The 18,706-nt window shown below is 40.0% G+C and carries 17 protein-coding genes and 1 pseudogene; 8 read left to right on the top strand and 10 right to left on the bottom strand.

What is annotated here, in order from left to right; all coding sequences use genetic code 11:
- Nucleotides 1–402: 402 nt before the first annotated feature.
- The gene (locus BFL47_RS13780; protein ID WP_069660379.1) at nucleotides 403–1,254 is read right to left on the bottom strand and encodes a helix-turn-helix domain-containing protein; all 852 of its coding nucleotides are present in this window, start codon (nucleotides 1,252–1,254) and stop codon (nucleotides 403–405) included.
- 150 nt (nucleotides 1,255–1,404) lie between these two features.
- Nucleotides 1,405–2,055: an SDR family NAD(P)-dependent oxidoreductase gene (locus BFL47_RS13775; protein WP_069660378.1), complete on the bottom strand. Its 651-nt coding sequence runs from the start codon at nucleotides 2,053–2,055 to the stop codon at nucleotides 1,405–1,407.
- Nucleotides 2,056–2,375: 320 nt separating this feature from the next.
- Here BFL47_RS13775 and BFL47_RS13770 point away from each other — a divergent pair, with 320 nt between their 5' ends.
- From BFL47_RS13770 to BFL47_RS20065, 3 genes are all read left to right on the top strand, one after another.
- Complete coding sequence (locus BFL47_RS13770; protein WP_069660377.1) at nucleotides 2,376–3,428, top strand: sensor histidine kinase; 1,053 nt, start codon at nucleotides 2,376–2,378, stop codon at nucleotides 3,426–3,428.
- Nucleotides 3,409–3,591: a response regulator gene (locus BFL47_RS20070; RefSeq protein WP_083257183.1), complete on the top strand. Its 183-nt coding sequence runs from the start codon at nucleotides 3,409–3,411 to the stop codon at nucleotides 3,589–3,591. Before BFL47_RS13770 ends, BFL47_RS20070 begins: the two co-directional genes overlap by 20 nt.
- Before the next feature lie 90 nt (nucleotides 3,592–3,681).
- Entirely contained in the window at nucleotides 3,682–4,179 is a 498-nt protein-coding gene (locus BFL47_RS20065) for a LytR/AlgR family response regulator transcription factor (protein WP_083257182.1), read from the top strand.
- Nucleotides 4,180–4,398: 219 nt separating this feature from the next.
- On the opposite strand, the gene BFL47_RS19335 is transcribed toward BFL47_RS20065, so the two are convergent.
- The gene (locus tag BFL47_RS19335; protein ID WP_083257181.1) at nucleotides 4,399–5,007 is read right to left on the bottom strand and encodes a transposase; all 609 of its coding nucleotides are present in this window, start codon (nucleotides 5,005–5,007) and stop codon (nucleotides 4,399–4,401) included.
- 288 nt (nucleotides 5,008–5,295) lie between these two features.
- On the opposite strand from BFL47_RS19335, the gene BFL47_RS19815 reads away from it, so the two are divergent.
- The gene (locus BFL47_RS19815) at nucleotides 5,296–5,448 is read left to right on the top strand and encodes a hypothetical protein (protein WP_170827325.1); all 153 of its coding nucleotides are present in this window, start codon (nucleotides 5,296–5,298) and stop codon (nucleotides 5,446–5,448) included.
- Nucleotides 5,449–5,767: 319 nt separating this feature from the next.
- Here the strand turns inward: BFL47_RS19815 and BFL47_RS20515 are convergent.
- From BFL47_RS20515 to BFL47_RS20255, 4 genes and pseudogenes are all read right to left on the bottom strand, one after another.
- Nucleotides 5,768–6,534: pseudogene (locus BFL47_RS20515) on the bottom strand (DUF4249 family protein).
- 28 nt (nucleotides 6,535–6,562) lie between these two features.
- Nucleotides 6,563–8,899, bottom strand: a complete 2,337-nt coding sequence (locus BFL47_RS13745) for a TonB-dependent receptor (protein WP_069660384.1) — start codon at nucleotides 8,897–8,899, stop codon at nucleotides 6,563–6,565.
- A 550-nt stretch (nucleotides 8,900–9,449) separates the two neighbouring features.
- The gene (locus tag BFL47_RS20260) at nucleotides 9,450–10,475 is read right to left on the bottom strand and encodes a B12-binding domain-containing radical SAM protein (RefSeq protein ID WP_245681379.1); all 1,026 of its coding nucleotides are present in this window, start codon (nucleotides 10,473–10,475) and stop codon (nucleotides 9,450–9,452) included.
- Between the two features lie 105 nt (nucleotides 10,476–10,580).
- On the bottom strand, nucleotides 10,581–11,309 hold the full coding sequence (locus BFL47_RS20255; RefSeq protein ID WP_245681378.1) for a hypothetical protein: 729 nt from the start codon (nucleotides 11,307–11,309) through the stop codon (nucleotides 10,581–10,583).
- 536 nt (nucleotides 11,310–11,845) lie between these two features.
- Between BFL47_RS20255 and surE the strand changes: the two genes are divergently transcribed.
- From surE to BFL47_RS13720, 4 genes are read left to right on the top strand one after another with little or no spacing between them, the layout of a single operon-like run.
- A complete protein-coding gene (surE, locus tag BFL47_RS13735) occupies nucleotides 11,846–12,622 on the top strand; it encodes a 5'/3'-nucleotidase SurE (RefSeq protein WP_069660374.1) in 777 nt (258 codons plus the stop codon).
- Nucleotides 12,615–12,887, top strand: coding sequence for a stationary phase survival protein SurE (locus BFL47_RS13730; protein WP_069660373.1), 273 nt, complete (start codon nucleotides 12,615–12,617; stop codon nucleotides 12,885–12,887). The genes surE and BFL47_RS13730 overlap by 8 nt, the downstream gene beginning before the upstream one ends.
- 11 nt (nucleotides 12,888–12,898) lie before the next feature.
- A complete protein-coding gene (gene lpxB / locus BFL47_RS13725) occupies nucleotides 12,899–14,005 on the top strand; it encodes a lipid-A-disaccharide synthase (RefSeq protein WP_069660372.1) in 1,107 nt (368 codons plus the stop codon).
- Nucleotides 14,006–14,028: 23 nt separating this feature from the next.
- Complete coding sequence (locus BFL47_RS13720; RefSeq protein ID WP_069660371.1) at nucleotides 14,029–14,682, top strand: HAD family hydrolase; 654 nt, start codon at nucleotides 14,029–14,031, stop codon at nucleotides 14,680–14,682.
- Nucleotides 14,683–14,776: 94 nt separating this feature from the next.
- Here BFL47_RS13720 and araA read toward each other — a convergent pair whose 3' ends face one another.
- The 3 genes from araA to BFL47_RS13705 are packed head-to-tail and all read right to left on the bottom strand — an operon-like array spanning nucleotide 14,777 to nucleotide 18,688.
- A complete protein-coding gene (gene araA, locus BFL47_RS13715; protein WP_069660370.1) occupies nucleotides 14,777–16,267 on the bottom strand; it encodes an L-arabinose isomerase in 1,491 nt (496 codons plus the stop codon).
- A gap of 18 nt (nucleotides 16,268–16,285) precedes the next feature.
- Nucleotides 16,286–16,984 carry an L-ribulose-5-phosphate 4-epimerase gene (locus BFL47_RS13710; RefSeq protein ID WP_069660369.1) on the bottom strand — a complete coding sequence of 233 codons (699 nt, stop codon included), beginning with the start codon at nucleotides 16,982–16,984 and terminating at the stop codon, nucleotides 16,286–16,288.
- A gap of 15 nt (nucleotides 16,985–16,999) precedes the next feature.
- Nucleotides 17,000–18,688: a ribulokinase gene (locus BFL47_RS13705; protein WP_069660368.1), complete on the bottom strand. Its 1,689-nt coding sequence runs from the start codon at nucleotides 18,686–18,688 to the stop codon at nucleotides 17,000–17,002.
- Nucleotides 18,689–18,706: the final 18 nt, after the last annotated feature.

Raw genomic sequence — 18,706 nt, 5'->3', positions numbered from 1 at the left:
TTAATCACGAATTCATGTGCGAAGCTTTAGTAACTAATAAGTATGAAAAAATAAGTGCTGTATTTGATGGAAGGTGAACACTGGTAAGGTGCTTAAATATTTTGTGAAAGGACTGCGGGTGCTCAAACCTTTTTTGGTAAGCAAATATGGCAATAGTAAGATTGGTAGTACTTATTTATATTTGGCCTTTTCATTAAGCTATTTCGAATATACTTCTGCGTAATTTGCCCGGTCGGTGACTTTAACATATCTGTCAAATATCTACAAGAAATGATAACAGTTACTTAAAACAATAAAATCGTCCGTAAGTTTCATATCTAATACAAAGAGGCTTAAATTCCCCCAAAGGGACATTAATAACTAATTGTTTTTACCTCTTTATAACGATGAAGTATTAGATAATTATAAGCGGTTAAGCAATCTGAATTTTGATGGAGATAGTCCAGATATTTTCCGAAAAGAGCGAATGAAATAAGAGTAGTCACTAAATCCTAACTCAGGGGCGATTTCTTTCACATCTACATCGCTATGATATAATAGACGTTTAGCCTCACTGATCATTTCCTGTTGAATCCAATAGCTGACCGTTGAACCGGTAACGCCCTTTATAGCCTCATTTAGATGACCTGTTGATATGTTAAGTATTGACGCATATTCAGACGGACTTTTTATAACCTTTATATTGTTTGAAAGTAGATTTTTGAATTTCCGGGCTACTTCCGCTGATCGGGTATGTTTATTTTCTGTCGTGTCTAAAGAATTATATTTACTGGCTGCCATTCCCAAAAACGATTGGGCGAGGGCATGGATAATTGACAGGTAATATACATCTCCTTGCCGTTGAGTAAACTCATTTTGTAAAATACAAAGTAGGTTTTCATACTGAGTTAATTCGTATTTAGATAACTTGCAAGGCAACTGTAAATTCAGCCGGTTTTCAAAAACAGCTCTTAGATCAGTCGCAATTAATGAAGTGTCCACCGCAAGGAACCACCCTTCGGCACCGTCGCCCTTTACCTGTGAATGGATTTGCGAAGGCAGTACATAATAAATGTGCCCGGCGGTAACTACTATATCTTGAAAATCGACTTTAATTGTTCCAGAACCTTTTCTTACAAAGAAAAATATATAATGATCGTCCCTGTGAACACCGTGATTTTGTTCGTGTTGCGATTCATCATCGGCTTTAAAAGCTTTTATTTGCAAGCCTGTATTGGTCTTATTTTGCAACTGATCTACCGGGATGCCGTTCATTACACAAAAATACTTTTATATCTGTAAATTCAGGAGTTTATCCGCATTGATATGGGCAATCTTTGCTACTTGTTCATCAGAAAGCTAAATAGCATTTAAAAACTCCATACCCATTTCGTTTGAGCTGAATGGATAATAGCTTTCGACTGATTACCAAGAGGCGTCACCACCTTCTTTAAAGAATTTAGCAGTAACGCCCTGCTCAATTTGTGTAGCGAGTTTCACGATTGGCATTGCACCTTGTTCCACAGTTTTTGTTCCATGGAATTGATTAAGGTCAGTAGCGGTATGCCCCGGAGTAACGCTGTTCACGCTAATGCCGCTATCACGCAGTTCATTTGCCAGCATTACGGTAAATGCGTTCAGTGCGGTCTTAGAAGAACCATATGCATGGAATTTATCCCTGCTTAGATTTTCTCCTGTGGTGCTCAGTGCGGTGAGTGAACCAACTTCACTTGAAACATTGATAATGGATGATCGTTCAGATTTCCTCAGAAGCGGCAGGAATTCCTGCGTGGTTTGTATGGCACCGAAAAAATTGGTATCGAATATCTCTCGCAAGTTTTTCAAATCACAGGCAGATAAATCTTGGGGCAGTTCACCACCGGTACCCGCATTATTGATCAAAATATCTAATGAACTAATTTTAGTCTCCAGTTCTTGCCTTGCCTGGCGGACAGAATTAATATCGGCCACATCAATTTGAATGTTTTCTACATTGGTTATACTCAGGTCATGCAGCTTTTGAATGGCTTCAAGCCCGATTCCTTTATTTGCCCCTGTGATCAATATTGTTTTCATAATTTTTGTATTTTTAAACAAAGCTATTTAAGCTGATGCAATTATTAAATTCAATGGTACAAAGGAACGCAGCAAGCGTTTGTATAACAAGACAATATTCAGGGCAGTTATAGGACTATTCATAATTGTGATAATAACAAACAAGTGCAAGTGTAATTTCATTCGGAAATAAAGTGGTTTCGTCGTTTATAAAGAACTTTTTAGCTCAGAGAAACGTTCAATGCGGATAACAATACTGATTTTTGTCTATAATTATTACGAGGCCCAAGCATAGGTAATTGCGTTTAATCATCAAGCTTATCAGGGCGTCATCAATAAACATGGAAAAACGGCGACTTAACGACAAGTGGGCAAGAATAATAGGGGTACCGCTTATCGTGGTTCTGCTTCAGCTTTTTGCAAATGTTCCTTGGCAGAATTTACCAATTAATTTAAAGGTGCTCAAAGTCATCAAAAACTTTTTGTACGTAGCCTTTTATTGGGAGGGCAACCGGATTATATTTATATACCTTCGCAATAAATTTCCGCGCCCAAAAGATATGTTGAAGAAAATAGGCACACAAGCGGTGATTTTTGTGCTGTTCATTTGTATTTTTGGATTTTTTGTTGCGCTCATTAACCAGTCTATGCCTATAGATTCTCACGAATCCTTTCCGATGGAATTTACAGACACTTTGAAAAAAAGCGCCGTTCTCTTGCTGATTATAACGGTATGTTACGAGTGCGCATTCTTTTTTGGTAACTGGGAACATAGCTTGTACGAGTCAGAGCGCTTAAAAAAAGAAAGCTTGATATCGCAGTTTGAATTATTGAAAAACCAGATCAGCCCCCACTTCCTATTTAATAGTCTAAATGCGTTAATCACATTGGTTCCGGAGGACGCCCAGCTTTCTGTACTTTTTATTCAAAAGCTGTCTAACGTGTATCGGCATGTGCTGACCTACAACGAAAAAAACATCATCGAAATGAAAGTCGAACTGGAATTTCTTAAGGATTACCTGTTCTTATTTCAAATGCGGTTTGGGGAAAATCTTATTGTCGAATACAAATTGCCCGAATCATTCGAAAAAGTCATGACGATTCCGTTCGCCTTGCAAATGCTGATAGAAAATGCGATTAAACACAATACCATTTCACAACGCAAACCATTGATTATATCACTAATTTCCGATGGTGAAATCATTACGATCAAAAATAATCTACAGAAAAAAAAATCGGGGGTAGAATCTACCAACACTGGATTGAATAACATCACCAACCGATTTAAGTTACTGACAGCCCGCCCGGTTGAAGTTGTTATTACCGCTACGGAATTTAGCGTTTCTCTACCACTACTTAATAAAATAAGCATGCATGAAAGTATTAATCATTGAAGACGAGCACTTGGCAGCACGTAGACTACAAGCTATTTTAACTGAGTTAGATCCTGCAATCTTGGTCATTACAATAATAGATAGCGTAGAAGAAGCAGTGGACTGGTTTAAGCTATTTCCACATCCGGATCTGATCTTTATGGATATTATGTTAGCCGATTGACAATCCTTCGAAATTTTTGAAGCTGTAGAAATTAATGCCCCGGTAATTTTTACAACTGCCTATGACGACTTTGCGATTAAGGCTTTCAAAGTGAACAGTATTGACTATTTGCTCAAGCCAATTGACCCGGATTTTTTAAGATCAGCGCTTAAAAAATTCTATAATAATACTTCGTCGCAGGGCAATATTAAACAAATGATGGAATCGCTGTTAGCCAATAACTATAAAACCCAAGAAGCGCTCTCTGACTATAAGAATCGGTTTCTAATCAAAAGCGGTAATAAATTTATACCGGTATCTATAGCTGAGGTAGCTTATTTTAGTTTTGTTGACAAGCTGACTTTCTTAACCACGACAGCACAAAAAAGATATATGGTTGACTACACGCTGGATGAACTCGAAAAACTGATAGATCCCCATGTTTTTTTCAGGCTTAACAGGCAGTATATAGCAGCATTTTCCGCCATCAAAATAGTTCATAATTACTTTAATGGCAAATTAAAAGTAATTATGACACCAGAAATTGCAGAAGGGGTTGTCATTAGTAAAGAAAGAGCCCAGCCGCTTAAATCCTGGTTGAACAGATAACATATGTACTGTCGTGATTTGCGCTGTAGTCCAATCCAATTCGTCTTTACATTTTAAACCCAATCCTGGAATTAGCGGTTAGCCTTCTGAATTGAAGCAGTAGTATTTTTAACCCGAAAATTAAACCGTTCATTATCATAAAGCACCGCGCTTCGTTAAACCTACTCTTCCAAAAGTTCTATTGGACAGTATTATTGTTCGTTATTAATTAGTCGTCCCTCAAAAAGTCATATTTAATTTTTCAGGCAAAAGAGTATTCAGAACAAACATATACAAGATATCAATGAGTGTTAAACCGTCATTTGTCTCTGTACGACAGAGGTTTATGACTCGTTTGAAATTTATGGCGTCAGCCGCCAGGATAACATTCATCATATCGCCCAATATCCCTTTCAGAAAATTACGACATAAGCGATAATCAGCTTTCAGATGTCCAATTACGAGTTCAATAGCCGTCTTTTTACTATGCCTTTTGCGCTTAGCTCTGCTTGTTTTTTTATCAGGCTTTGACACATTTATCTGCAAGTTCTTATATTTTTGCAGGTATTTGTAGCCCCGGACCACAAATACCTGGACGGGCTGCTGTCCCGTTAGCCTTTCGTATTGCTCAAGTGCCTCAGGAAGGGTCTTGGAATCATGTAGCGTTTCAGTAAAGTTAATAGCGCCCATAATGATGCCGGTGCTTTGATCCACCAGGATAGACGCTTTACTGCCGAATTCAAGCTTTTTGTGTTTTTTTTCTTTTACATAACATTTGACATCAGGTTCATGTATTGTATAGACTTTGTCCCTATCATCCCGCTTTTGGGAAAGTACCCGCTGATACAATTTCTAGTTCGGCAGATAAATGCCCAAGCGATCAAATGGTAGCTTGCGCGCCAGTTCTCTTACTAACCTGTCTGCAATAACCTTTATTTTTTTATTGGCTTTACTGGCATCTCTGGCCCCGGTCTTTGTGTTTTTATAACGCTGCTGATGCCCCAGCGTTTTGACTACATGGCGGTAGGATTGCCGAAGATCGATCCCTTCTTCGTCGGCAACATTCCAGCACTTCTTAATGATCTTCTTGTACAGTTTGTCATCCGTTGGATAGGTAATGTTTTTTTCTGTACCGTTGTGTCCACACTCACCACGGCACCCGCCCGGTCATCCGGAGGTTCATTAACCCGGATGCTTTCCTTCGAGGTTAGTTCAACACCTGCTTCTCATATCCTCTGCCGGAAAGCCACCAGTTCAGTTGGAACACAAGGAATTGCCGGCCTGAAATGATGATATCCACTAAAATACTGATAATAAACGTTTTGTGGCCATTGTTCATCAGGTTTTCATCGCTTAGGTTACGTACATATTTTAAGGATCAGCAGCGCAAACATAAGCCGGATAGGTTTGGATGGTTTACCCACTATTTCGCTGTAATGAACCTTAAATGCATTCTCGAAAACGGACCAGTCTATTTTATGCGATAGATAAAGCACTAAGAAACGGCCTTGAACTTTATATTCAAGGCCGTTTCCGTTTTGTAGCCCTTATGAAAGTGAACAGATAATTTAATTTCTCCTGGTCGAAAAATTATAACAAATACAATTCATCATCTTCCAAGCTTAATAGTGGTTGTTTTACTGCTAACTGTCTGTGCGCCGAAATAGCCGATACAGCCGCCGGAGATATTTGATGTTGGCGTTGTTGGTGAAGCCAAGTTAGCATTACTATAAGCAACATTTTCTGATTCTTTTAAAAAGTTAAAAGCACCGGCATCCAATCCGACCAGATCAACCTTCACCAAGTCTCCACGATGAAAGGTGCCGGTGTCACAATCCAGATTCTCACGGATGTACCTGCCGTTCGATAATCGGTCTTCAAATGTTTGAAAGTGATTGATATGTACCCCGTTTTTTTTCATAGAATATTTATAATAATTCTTTTGACCAGCCGGATCTTGATATTCCGCTATAGGTCTCGTGTTATTATTTACATCGTAATCAACACCGACAGAATCAAGTTTTACCAACTGGGGCATTGTGGATACTGAAACATAAGTTTTCCATCGAGCGTAACCTTCATCTGGTAAGTATGCCCGTATGTTCCAACGATTATATGTGTAATGTAGTCCCCGGCGGTAGCTTCTGTTAAAACATCCGTTGTGTTGGCAGTCATATCGGTAATGATAACGTTAGCTCCGGAAACAGTTGGATAAACTTTATCTGAATAGAAATTTGCTGTTTTTGAGATGCGTATGTGATAAGGGCCTGTTGTGTCGCTTACGGCGCCTTCGATAACCAATTGGCTTACATTGTTAAGCGGTGGCGTGATAGTTTTTGTGCAGGAATATACAGCCGTAATCAAGGCTGAAACCATTAGAATAATGCGTATGTTTTTCATTGTATTAAAATTTGAAGTTATAAGTAATTGAAGGAACCATTTTAAATAATGTCGTTTGCTGAACCTGAGTCTTGTTCTTATTGGAAGGATCTTCCTGGAAAACAATGGTGTAGGGATTGGATTGGCCATATATATTGTAGATGGAGAAATTCCAGCTACACTCAATTTTTCTGGTTTTCTTAACATATAACATAGCACCAAGGTCAAGGCGGTTATAGGCCGGTAACCGCTGACTGTTCCTTTCGCTGTAGGCATAAACCGGAGCGCCGTCTATTGCATATTTCCCGTTCGGGAAGGTGACTGGTGTTCCCGTGCTGTATACGAAAACTGCTGAAAATGTCCATTTTTTACTTGCCTGATACAAGGCTACGAGCGATAAATGGTTAGTTTGGTCCTGTGAGGCTGGATAATAATCGTTGTTATTGATTCCGTTGATTTTTCTTTCTGTTTTTGAAAGTGTGTAGCTCAGCCAGCCGGTAAGCTTGCCGCGTTTCTTTTTGATATACGTTTCCCATCCATAGGCGCGGCCGGTGCCGAACAGCAGGTCTGATTCGATATTTTCATTACCAACAAGGTTAGCACCATCTTTGTAATCGAACTGGTTCTGCAGGGCTTTATAGTAAACCTCTGTACTAAACTCGAACAGATCCTGATTAAACGTCCGGTAATACCCAATGGATAGCTGGTCACCTATTTCAGGCTTTACCACATTAGAACTCGGCAGGTAGACATTGGTCGGTGATGAGGCACTGGAATTATTGAGTAAATGTATATTCTGTGCTGTCCTGTCATAGGTAAATTTAACCGAACTGCTATCATTCAACTGGTAACTGGCGGCAAAACGGGGCTCGGGGGTCAAATAACTTTTTACAATTTTGCCGCTAACGTAATAGATATTGCTATTCACGTTACCCGATGGGTCATAAGTATAAAAGTTACCGGGCCCTAATACCTTCAGGTCGCTTAATCGTATCCCATAAATAATTTTTAATTTTTCTGACGCTGTCCATTCATGGGAAACATAGGTCGCGCTTTCCAAAGAGTACCTTTTTTGAAGCACTACAGGATTGTAGTTTGAAGTTTGTGTTACGCTTGCGGCACCCGGCTGCGTTAAATGATAAATACTTTCTACACCAAAATCCAGTTTATTGCCAGCATTGATATAGTAATTAAAGTTCTGCTTTAAATGATAGTCAGTAATGGCCGAACCGACGGTAACGTTGTTGGTATTGCTTTGAAAATGGGTGTTGTAATTAAAACTGTTGTAGATTAGTGATGTATTTGAAAAAAGACTGTTACTAAAAATATGGTTCCAGCGGAATGTTGCCGTAGAATTTCCATAGTTTATACCGTCAGCGTTTTTAATGCTTAAATAATCTTTTCCAAAGTACCCGGAAAGGAAAATGCGATTTTTAGGGTCTACCTGATAGTTTGCCTTTAGATTGAAATCATAAAAATAAAGCACTGTTTTTTTTACTGTCGTATCAGAAACCAGCTTCGTTAACAAATCCGCATAGGTTCTCCGCGCGCTTATTACAAATGACCCTTTATGAACAAACAGGGGCCCATCTACGGTAAGTCGAGACGCGATTAATCCAATTCCCCCGTTTACACCGAATTTTTGGTTGTTACCATCCTTCATTTGGATATCTTCCACAGAGGAAAGACGCCCGCCGTAAGTGGCTGGCATGCCGCTTTTGTAAATCACGATGTCCTTAATGGCATCAGAATTGAATACGGAGAAGAAACCTAACAAGTGAGAAGCATTGTACACGGTCGCCTCATCTAAAAGCAGTAAATTCTGGTCAGCATCGCCACCTCGGACGAAAAACCCAGACTTACCATCACCCGCAGCCACAATGCCTGGTAGCAACTGAATCGTCTTTAAGACATCTTTTTCACCTAAAAGGACAGGGAGATTCTTAATATCTTCAATTGTTAATTTTTGGGCACCTGCTGGTGATGTAAGAATATAATTGCTTCTGGAAGAGTAGCTTTTTATTTTTACTTCAGTAAGCTCTTTTGCCGACGACTGCAAACCAAAATTATGCTGTAGATTACTTTTCATGTCGACATGCAACGTGTCTGTTACGAAACCTGTGTAGGTGGCTATTACAGTATAACTTCCTTCCGGGATGCTGATAGCATAATAACCATAAGTATTTGTAGAAATACCTATGCCGGGTAGCTCCAGGAAACTAACTGTGGCGCCGGGAAGAGTTTCTCCGGTGGCTTTGTCTTTGATGGTACCCGACAGGGAAAAGTGCTTCTTGATCTGCGCGAGCATCGATGCCGGAAAGAGCAGGACGAGAATCGCGATAAGCTGAGTCGTTTTTTTCATGAATTTTATAATTTTGACATTAATATTTGATTGCTTAACCAAGCAATGATACCCAGCAAACCCGCCTGTAGAAGTAAAAACAGCATGAAACCCACTTAAATCCTGATGAAGCGTTGATTTTTTAAGTCCAAGCAAAAGCCGTTTTAGAAATTTCTTTATAGCAGCTGTGAAAGGAGACTTTTAAAAAAGTTTGAATAAATTGGAAAAGAGTGTCCATACTTGCTGGCGAACTTTTCTGGCTCCTTCCGTGCCTGTGACGTTCGTTATGACTCTATTAAAAGGATCTCGACCGGAGTTGGTGAGGGTGGTATGGTTATCGCCTTCGTTCATCAATATCTCAGATTGCGGCAAGCATAAGTAGTATATAATAGTTGAGAAAAAACTGACTTAAAATTTAACTCTTTAATTGACCCTCACCTTACCGATGAAAGCTAAGAAATAACAAAAAAAATCGATAAATAATGTTGTGGAAATCATTAAACTGGCGACTTTAATTCCTTAAAAAACTTAAGCAAATATCAGAAAACCGAAGCAGACAGGAATTTAACATTCAATTCTTGTATGGTGTAACTTTTCGTTTTTTTAAGATATTATCCGCATATGATATATGCTTTGTAAAGCTTTCCGTATCAGGTTTGCCCCCTAACCAAACTACTTTGGCAGTGGGATTAATAGCAAACTTGGTTTCTTTCCTTAGGGCTTTCTCAATATAATCCGAAGGAACCGTTACTTTAGGAATCTTAAAATCAAACCAATCCTGCAATTTGTATTCAAAGCAAATGCCATGCATGAAATTATAAAGCGATTTCTTTAAGACAAAGCTAAATTTATCATGGTCTATTCCTGTTTTGTCAATGTAATTGATATCATTATTGGCAAAAGTACCGATGGCTTCCGCCTCTTTGACCACACCGAATTTCTCCGGATATATGCCAACAGGGCTATGTGCAGTCATCGCAAACTGGTGCCAGAAGCCAGATTGTAAAACTCCCGCTTCAAACAATTGCCTTACCATTTCCAGACTATCTACTGTTTCTTGAACCGTCTGCGTTGGATACCCATACATCAAATAAGCATGAACCAATATCCCTGCTTCCGTAAAATTACGGGTCACATGAGCTACTTGTTCAGCCGATACTCCTTTGTCAATCAGCTTTAATAGCCGATCAAATGCTACTTCCAAACCACCTGATACTGCAATACAGCCCGATGCTTTGAGCAATATACATAAATCCCCTGTAAAGCTTTTCTCGAACCGGATATTAGTCCACCAGCTTACAGAAATTTGACGTCTTAAAACCTCCAGCGCTACTTCTCTCATTAATGCAGGCGGCGCAGCTTCGTCCACAAAGTGAAAGCCATTCTGACGTGTTTTTAAAATAAGCTCTTCCATGCGGTCTACGATCAATTTAGCATCAACAGGTTCATAGACCTTGATGTAATCTAAAGAAATATCACAGAATGTACATTTCCCCCAATAACAGCCATGCGCCATTGTCAACTCGTTCCAACGGCCATCGCTCCACATCCTATGCATTGGATTGACAATTTCTATTACCGATATGTAACGATCCAATTGTAAATCGCTATAATCTGGCGTTCCTACATCAAATTGCTTATAATCATTTCTTAAAGCATCGTTCTTATAAATAACCTCGCCATTTTCTAATAAAAAGATTCTTTAATATAGGTTAAAAGCCCCACTTCCTGAGAGCGAATTGTAAATCAATTCAACAGGTAACTCGCCATCATCCAGCGAAATATAGTCAAAAAATTCAAATACCCGCTTGTCTGAAAGAGAACGCAGTTCTGTATTAGCAAAGCCACCGTCCATTGATATTTTGATCTCAGGATAATAGCGCTTTACGTATTGTGCACATCGGAATGCGGCATATAGATTCACGGGGAAAGGAACAGAAACCAACATTAGCTTGGGTTGAACAACTGCAATTCTCTTTTCAAGAATTTCAATCAAAATCTTATCCATGTAGGTATAATTCTGATTTAAAGCTTTATAAAGCGCATCAAAGGAATTTGCACTCCTGCCTAATCGCTCAGCATAACGGCTAAAACCAAAATTAGGGTCAATACATTCAATGATAAAATCGGAAATATCCTCCAGATAGAGAGTTGCTAAATGTTTACCCTTATCCTGCGTTCCCATTGAACCAAACGCCCAGTCTAATTCAGGCAGTTCCGTAAATTTTGATGCTTCCGGTAAAAAATCATCTTGACAAATTTGCAAAGCCAAGGTTGGGTTTTTGCCTTGTAAAAAAGCAATAACAGCATCAATAGTTTTGATATACTCATTTCTTAAAGCAAAAATTCGCTTCGCATTTAAACTTTTAGGTTGACTAGGCTGCTCTTCAGCATAAAAGAAAAGGTCCTCCAAACCTCTCCTGGAAAACAAGGCTAATATCACTTAAATACCTAAATCGGCTTGAGTTGAAGCGATATTCTTAGTATTCAGAAAACCTTTTATGTAAGCAGTTGCAGGATACGGGGTATTCAGTTGTGTAAAGGGAGGTGTAACAAGAAAAAGATCTGTTTTCAAAATAGAATGGTATTACGTGTCAAAAAATTCATAATTATCTTATTACTAGACCTTATCAATTGATAAAATTTCCTGCGCTTTTAAACTCACACTGAAAATTCAATGTAAAAGTTTGGTGCCGATAATAAATAATATGGATAAAACTCCCTGCTGTAAAGTCTATTTTACATCTTATCGGTTATTAATAAGCATATTATCTTTGTCATACTCCTATAAAATTCATTTTTAAAAAGTCAAAACCTGTAGCTGATCAAGATCTCCGTACTACCATTTTAGTAAATTAACCTCCTCAAAAAGCACTCTATTTCTTTAATATTCGGGCCTGCCTTGTATAAAGCTATATACACATCAATTCCTCTCTTATTAATAAAGCATTTCGTAATTTTACCCCAATGACGAAAAAAGCAACACGAACCATATTAGTAGTAAACGACGATGGAATTGATGCTCCGGGTATAAAAGTATTAATCGATGCAATGAAAGAGTTGGGCAGGGTAGTGGTTGTCGCTCCTGATAGTCCGCAATCTGCAACGGGACATGCCATAACCATAGCTAAACCACTCCGCCTGGACCGCGTACACATCTATCCTGATGTAGAAATGTATAAATGCTCAGGTACACCTGTAGACTGCGTTAAACTCGCTGTAAACAAAGTATTTCAAGGCAAGAAGCCTGATGTATGTGTATCCGGTATTAACCATGGCTTAAATCACTCCATAAATGTAATTTATTCAGGAACGATGTCTGCCGCTATGGAAGGTGCAATTGAAAGCATTCCTTCTGTTGGGTTTTCTTACGATGACTTCTCCTATGACGCCGATTTCAGCAAATGTATCCCTTTCGTAAAGATTTTAGTCAACCAGGTACTGGAACATGGTCTTCCATTAGGAACGCTTTTAAATGTAAATTTTCCAAATGTCGAAAAAATTAAGGGAATTAAAATCTGTCGCCAGGCCAATGCCAAATGGGCGGAAGAGTTTGACGAACGTAAAGACCCTCACAACCGCAATTACTATTGGCTAACCGGAATATTTCAATTAAACGATAAAGGAGAAGATACCGATGTCTGGGCACTCAATAACGACTACGTTTCTGTAGTGCCTGTTCAGTTTGACTTTACCGCTCACCACGCCATACCATTTTTAAATAATTGGAAGCTGGATGTTTAAAAAGGATTTTATAAAAGATAATATATGGATAGGCTTAATTCTGGGATTAATTTTACCAGCTATAGCCTATGTATTTGTGGAGGTCTTAAAAAAGAATTTACGCATTCTGGAAAAGGATGACCTGCTTTACATTGGCTGTGTAGCCATCAATTTATTCCTTGTACGCTACCTGTTCAAAAAGAATCAGGAAAATACCGCAAGAGGAATTGTGGCATCCACTTTTATCTGTGCATTTATCTTTTTTATCTATAAAGTACGACACTAAATCCCAATCGCATGACTTATTATCTTATAGCAGGGGAGGCTTCAGGCGATCTACACGGTGCCAATCTGATGAAAGCGCTCAAGAAAACGGATGAAAAGGCTGAATTTCGCTTTCTTGGAGGAGACCTCATGATGGCTGAAGGAGGTCATCTGGTCAAACACTATAGTGATATGGCATTCATGGGCTTCGTGGAGGTTGTTCTAAACCTCCGGACGATACTGAAGAACATGAAAATGGTGAAGCAGGATCTGCTTCAAAATAGACCTGATGCATTGGTGCTGATCGACTTTCCAGGATTCAATCTAAAGATAGCTGCTTTTGCAAAAAAGAATAACATAAAGGTATTTTATTACATCTCTCCTAAAGTTTGGGCCTGGAATCAAAAGCGCGTACTAAACATCAAAAAAGTAGTAGATCATCTCTATTGCATCCTTCCTTTTGAAGTGGAGTTCTACCGTTCATGGGGTATGGAAGTCAACTATGTCGGAAACCCATTATTAGATGAAAAGGAGGCTTCAGTTCCTGATCCTGAATTTATCAATAAACATCATCTTCAAGGCAAAAAGTTAATTGCACTGTTACCGGGGAGCCGCAGACAGGAAGTATCTGCTATATTAACCGACATGTTAGGTGTAGTAGATGAATTTCCTGATTATCAATTTGTCATAGCAGGAGCACCTACTTTTAACGAAGCTTATTATACAGCGCTAATGCCTAATCAGAAGCTGCCTGTACTATTTGGAAAAACCTATGATTTACTTCGTCATGCTGAAGCGGCAATTGTTACTTCAGGAACAGCAACCCTGGAAACTGCCCTTTTTCATGTTCCCCAGATCGTCGTATATAAAGGCAATAAAATATCCATCGCAATTGCCCGTATGGTAGTAAAGATCCGATTCATTTCCCTAGTGAACCTCATCATGGATAAGCTGGTTGTAAAAGAACTAATCCAGGAAGATTGTACCCCTGCCATCATTTCTCGAGAGCTGAACAGCCTATTGAATGATTCAGAATACAGGAATACGATGCTGGACAATTACCAAGCTTTATCCGAAAAGATGGGTACGCCTGGCGCCTCACAACGCACAGCCGAATTAATAGTCAAAGCGCTTCAATAAAGAAGCACAAAAATCTTATTTAAATGAAAGCATTTCTTTTTGACCTGAACGGTACGATGATCGACGATATGGATTATCACAACCGGGCATGGCATAGCATACTTACAGAAGACCTTGGTAAAAAGATCTCCATGCAGGAAACCAAACTACAGATGTATGGAAAAAATTCAGAGCTTCTTGAACGCGTATTTGGTAAAGGTCATTTCTCCGATGAGCAGATGGATAAATTATCCAATGAAAAGGAGCGACGTTATCAGTTGGCTTTCCGTCCGCATTTAAAGCTCATTGATGGACTTGATACTTTTCTTCAAACTGCAGAGCAGCACGGCATCAAAATGGCTATTGGATCTGCGGCAATCCCCTATAACATTGATTTTATTCTGGATAATTTAAATATCAGGCATTATTTCCCAGTTACAGTAAGTGCCGAGGATGTAACCTATAGCAAGCCTGATCCTGAAACTTTTGTCAAAGCAGCTGAACTATCAGGTGTAAGACCCGAAGACTGTATCGTATTTGAGGACAACCCAAAAGGAGTGGAGGCCGCTTTAAAAGGAGGCATGAAAGCTATTGTAATCACCACCATGCATGAAGAACGCGATTTTGAGGGATTGCCTAATATTTTAAAGTTCGTTGCAGACTATAATGATCCTTATTTACAAGGGCTTTTCTCCTAATAAAAATCCTCCGGATTATAGCTACCAAAGCAACAATAATCTGGAGGATTTTAAATAAGAAAGTCACAAACTCTCCTCTATCTTAAAGCAAGCATTATTTATAAGCAACCTCGCTCCAACGCAACTCATTTTTAAGCTGATACAAATTAGTTTCCTTACCAATCTTCACAAATTCAATTCCAGCCATTTCAGCAAAATCCTGCATGTGCTCAGAAGTTAAGTTCTGACTATAACCAGTATGATGCGCACCACCCGCAAGGATCCATGCCGCACAACCGGTTTTCAAATCAGGATATGGTTTCCAAAGCACACGTGCTACAGGAAGATTCGGAAGATCATGCTCAGGAGCAACAGCTTCAACTTCATTCACCAACATCCGGAAACGGTTTCCCATATCCACGATTGAAGCATTAATAGCAGGTCCACCAGCTACATTAAACACTAAACGAACAGGATCAGCCTTACCGCCAATACCTAAAGGATGAACTTCACATGAAGGCTTTCCATCTGCGATAGACTCACAAACCTCTAACATATGCGATCCCAGAACCATTGGATTTGCAGGATCAAAATGATAGGTATAATCCTCCATAAAGGCATTACCACCCTTTAATCCGCTCCCCATTACTTTCATTGCGCGTACTAATGCAGCAGTTTTCCAGTCCCCTTCACCAGCAAAACCATAACCATCATTCATCAGGCGCTGAGCAGCAATACCCGGAAGTTGAGCCATACCATGCAGATCTTCAAAAGTATCAGAGAATCCTTTAAATCCACCGTCTACCAGGAAGTGACGCATTCCAATTTCAATCTTTGCAGCTTCACGTAAAGAAGAATGCTGATCGCCACCCTTTAATAAAGAGGCCATAACCGCATAACGTTCCACATACTCAGCAGTCAGCTTATCAATTTCACCATCGCTCACCTGGTTAATCACAGCAACAAGATCACCAATACCATAGGTATTAACGGAGAAACCGAACTTTAATTCCGCCTCTACTTTATCGCCATCAGTTACCGCAACATAGCGCATATTGTCGCCAAAACGAACAAACTTAGCACCTTGCCAATCATTCCATCCCGCAGCAGCACGGCTCCATTCGTTTATCTGATCCAGCACACCTTCATCTTTCCAGTGTCCAACAACAACCTTACGCTCAATCCGCATTCTGGAAACAATAAATCCAAATTCACGGTCACCATGTGCACTTTGGTTTAAGTTCATGAAATCCATATTCATGGTAGCCCAAGGAATGTCACGGTTAAACTGCGTGTGCAAGTGCAACAATGGTTTTTGAAGAATCTTCAGACCATTGATCCACATCTTAGCAGGAGAGAAAGTATGCATCCAGGTAATGATCCCGATACAGTTTTCAGCAACATTCGCTTCCTGACAAATACGATAAATTTCTTCTGTACTCTTTACTGTTGGTTTAAAAACCACCCGCACAGGAATCTGCGAAGCATGATTTAAGGATCCGGCAATCTCTTCAGAATGCGCTGCAACCTGTTTTAAGGTTTCTTCACCATATAGGTCCTGACTTCCAGTAACAAACCAAATTTCAAACTTTTTTAAATCTAACATAGTTTTATATTAATAGAATTATTGTCCGTAATAAGAATTGGCACCATGCTTACGCTCATAGTGCTTTTTAATCAGCGCATCCTTCAATCTGGGTGCACCAAAGTTGATTTGCTCCGTTAACAAAGCCATCTGAGCCACTGTTTCTAGCACTGCGCTATTGTAAACTGCCTTTTCTGCCGTTTTACCCCATGTAAATGGAGCATGATTACCTACCAGGATCATCTCAACTTCCTCATAACTCAGCCCTTTATCCTTAAAGCAGTTCATGATTTGAAAGCCTGTCTGATATTCGTAGTCACCCTCAATCATGACATCCTCCATTGGAGGAGCACAAGGAACATCTACGGTAATATGATCGGCATGTGTAGTACCAAAGATTGGAATATCCCGCTGACTCTGAGCCCATGCCGTAGCATAAGTAGAGTGCGTATGAACAATCCCATTGATTCCTTCCCAGTGTTTATACAATACCGCATGCGTTTGCGTATCCGAAGAAGGCCGCAAAGTTCCTTCCACCGTTTTGCCATCAAAATCAACAATGACCATTTTCTCCGGCGTCAGTTCCTCATAAGGCACACCGCTGGGTTTAATAGCGAATACCCCTAAAGACCGGTCCGCAGCACTTACATTTCCAAATGTAAAAAGTACCAGACCCAGTTTAGGTAACTGCATATTTGTTTCATATGCAGTTTGTTTAATGTGATCGTATTTACTCATAATTATATTTTCAACTTAAGCATGTACCTGATTGCTCATCAGTTCCTCAATAGCATGTCCCGCATGGCCATACTTTTCATAACGTTTCGCATATAGGGGAACCAACTCAGGATTAGGAAGATATTCAGCATCAAAACCCTGACCCATTGCAGCCATGGCATCTTCCACCTTATCATAGATCCCAGCCGCAGTAGCAGCAAACATAGCCGCACCAATTGCACAGGTTTGTTCCGATTTATGAATCCGGATAGGCATATTCATCACGTCAGCCATCATTTGCATGATGAACGGTGATTTCTTTGCTACACCACCCAGACCAATCAGTCCCTTTACAGGAACCCCTTGCTCATTGAAACGATCCACAATTTTCTTCGCACCAAAACACGTAGCTTCCACTAAAGAACGAAACATCGTTACTGCATCACTACCAAGGTCCAATCCTAAGAATGCACCCGTAAGAGCCTGGTTAGCATCAGGCGTACGCCTTCCGTTTAACCATTCAATAGCCAGTTCACCATTTTCTTCTATCGGTAGCAAAGCGGCAAGTCTGCTCAGTTCAGGAATGATCCGACCATCCAGATCTTCAATCACCTGCGCTACAGTGGCAGCATCAAGAAGCCCAGATTGAGCCAAAAGATTCTTAACCGGCCATAAAAGCACATTCTTAAACCAGGCGTAAGCATCTCCAAAAGCAGACTGACCTGCTTCCATACCAATCATTCCCGGAATAATAGAGCCATTAACCTGTCCGCAAATTCCATTTACTAAAATCCCTTCCACTTCCGAAGCAGGAGCAACCAGCATATCGCAAGTAGACGTTCCCATTACTTTACTCAGGTAATATGGTTCAATTTGTCCACCTACAGCACCCATATGCGCATCAAAAGCACCAATACCGATTACAACATCTGTATTTAGGCCTAAACGTTCAGCCCATTCCGGACTTAAATTCCCAGCTTTATCAGAGGAAGTATATGTTTTGCTGGATAACCGCGAAGCGTAACCTTCCAACAGCGGATCAAGTGCTACGAAAAACTCTTCAGGAGGAAAACCACCAAAAGATTCATTCCACAATGACTTATGGCCAGCAGAACAAACGCCACGTTTAATTTCATCCACATTCTCTCCACCCGTTAATAAGTAGGGAATCCAGTCACACTGCTCTACCCAGGAGTAGCAAGCAGCACGAACCGCTTTATCTTCACGCAGCACATGCAGCAACTTAGACCAGAACCATTCAGAAGAATAGATTCCACCCACATACTGCAAGTAATTAACAGGAAATTTTGTAGCAATCTCATTTATTTCAGCGGCCTCTTTCACGCCGGTATGATCTTTCCAGAGCACAAACATGGCGTTTGGATTGTCCTTAAACTCCGGAAGAAGCCCAAGAGGGGTACCAGCCTTGTTAACCGCCACAGGAGTTGATCCGGTGGTATCCACCGAAATAGCCTTCACCTGAACCGCTACTTCAGCACCAGCCTTCGTCAAGCAATCTTTTATAGTATGTTCCAGTCCTGCGATATAATCTGCAGGATGTTGCCTGAACTGATTCTTCTCTGCATCACAGAAAGCACCTTTCTTCCATTGCGGATAATAAAATACAGAGGCAGCAACTTCCTGTCCACTGTCTGCATTAACGATAACTGAACGTACAGAATCAGTTCCGTAATCTACTCCAATAACAAATTTTTTTGAAGACATAATTGGTATTCGTGTCTA

The organism is Arcticibacter eurypsychrophilus (genome assembly GCF_001730525.1).
GTDB lineage: Bacteria > Bacteroidota > Bacteroidia > Sphingobacteriales > Sphingobacteriaceae > Arcticibacter > Arcticibacter eurypsychrophilus.
This window is presented reverse-complemented; position numbering and strand designations above follow the sequence as displayed.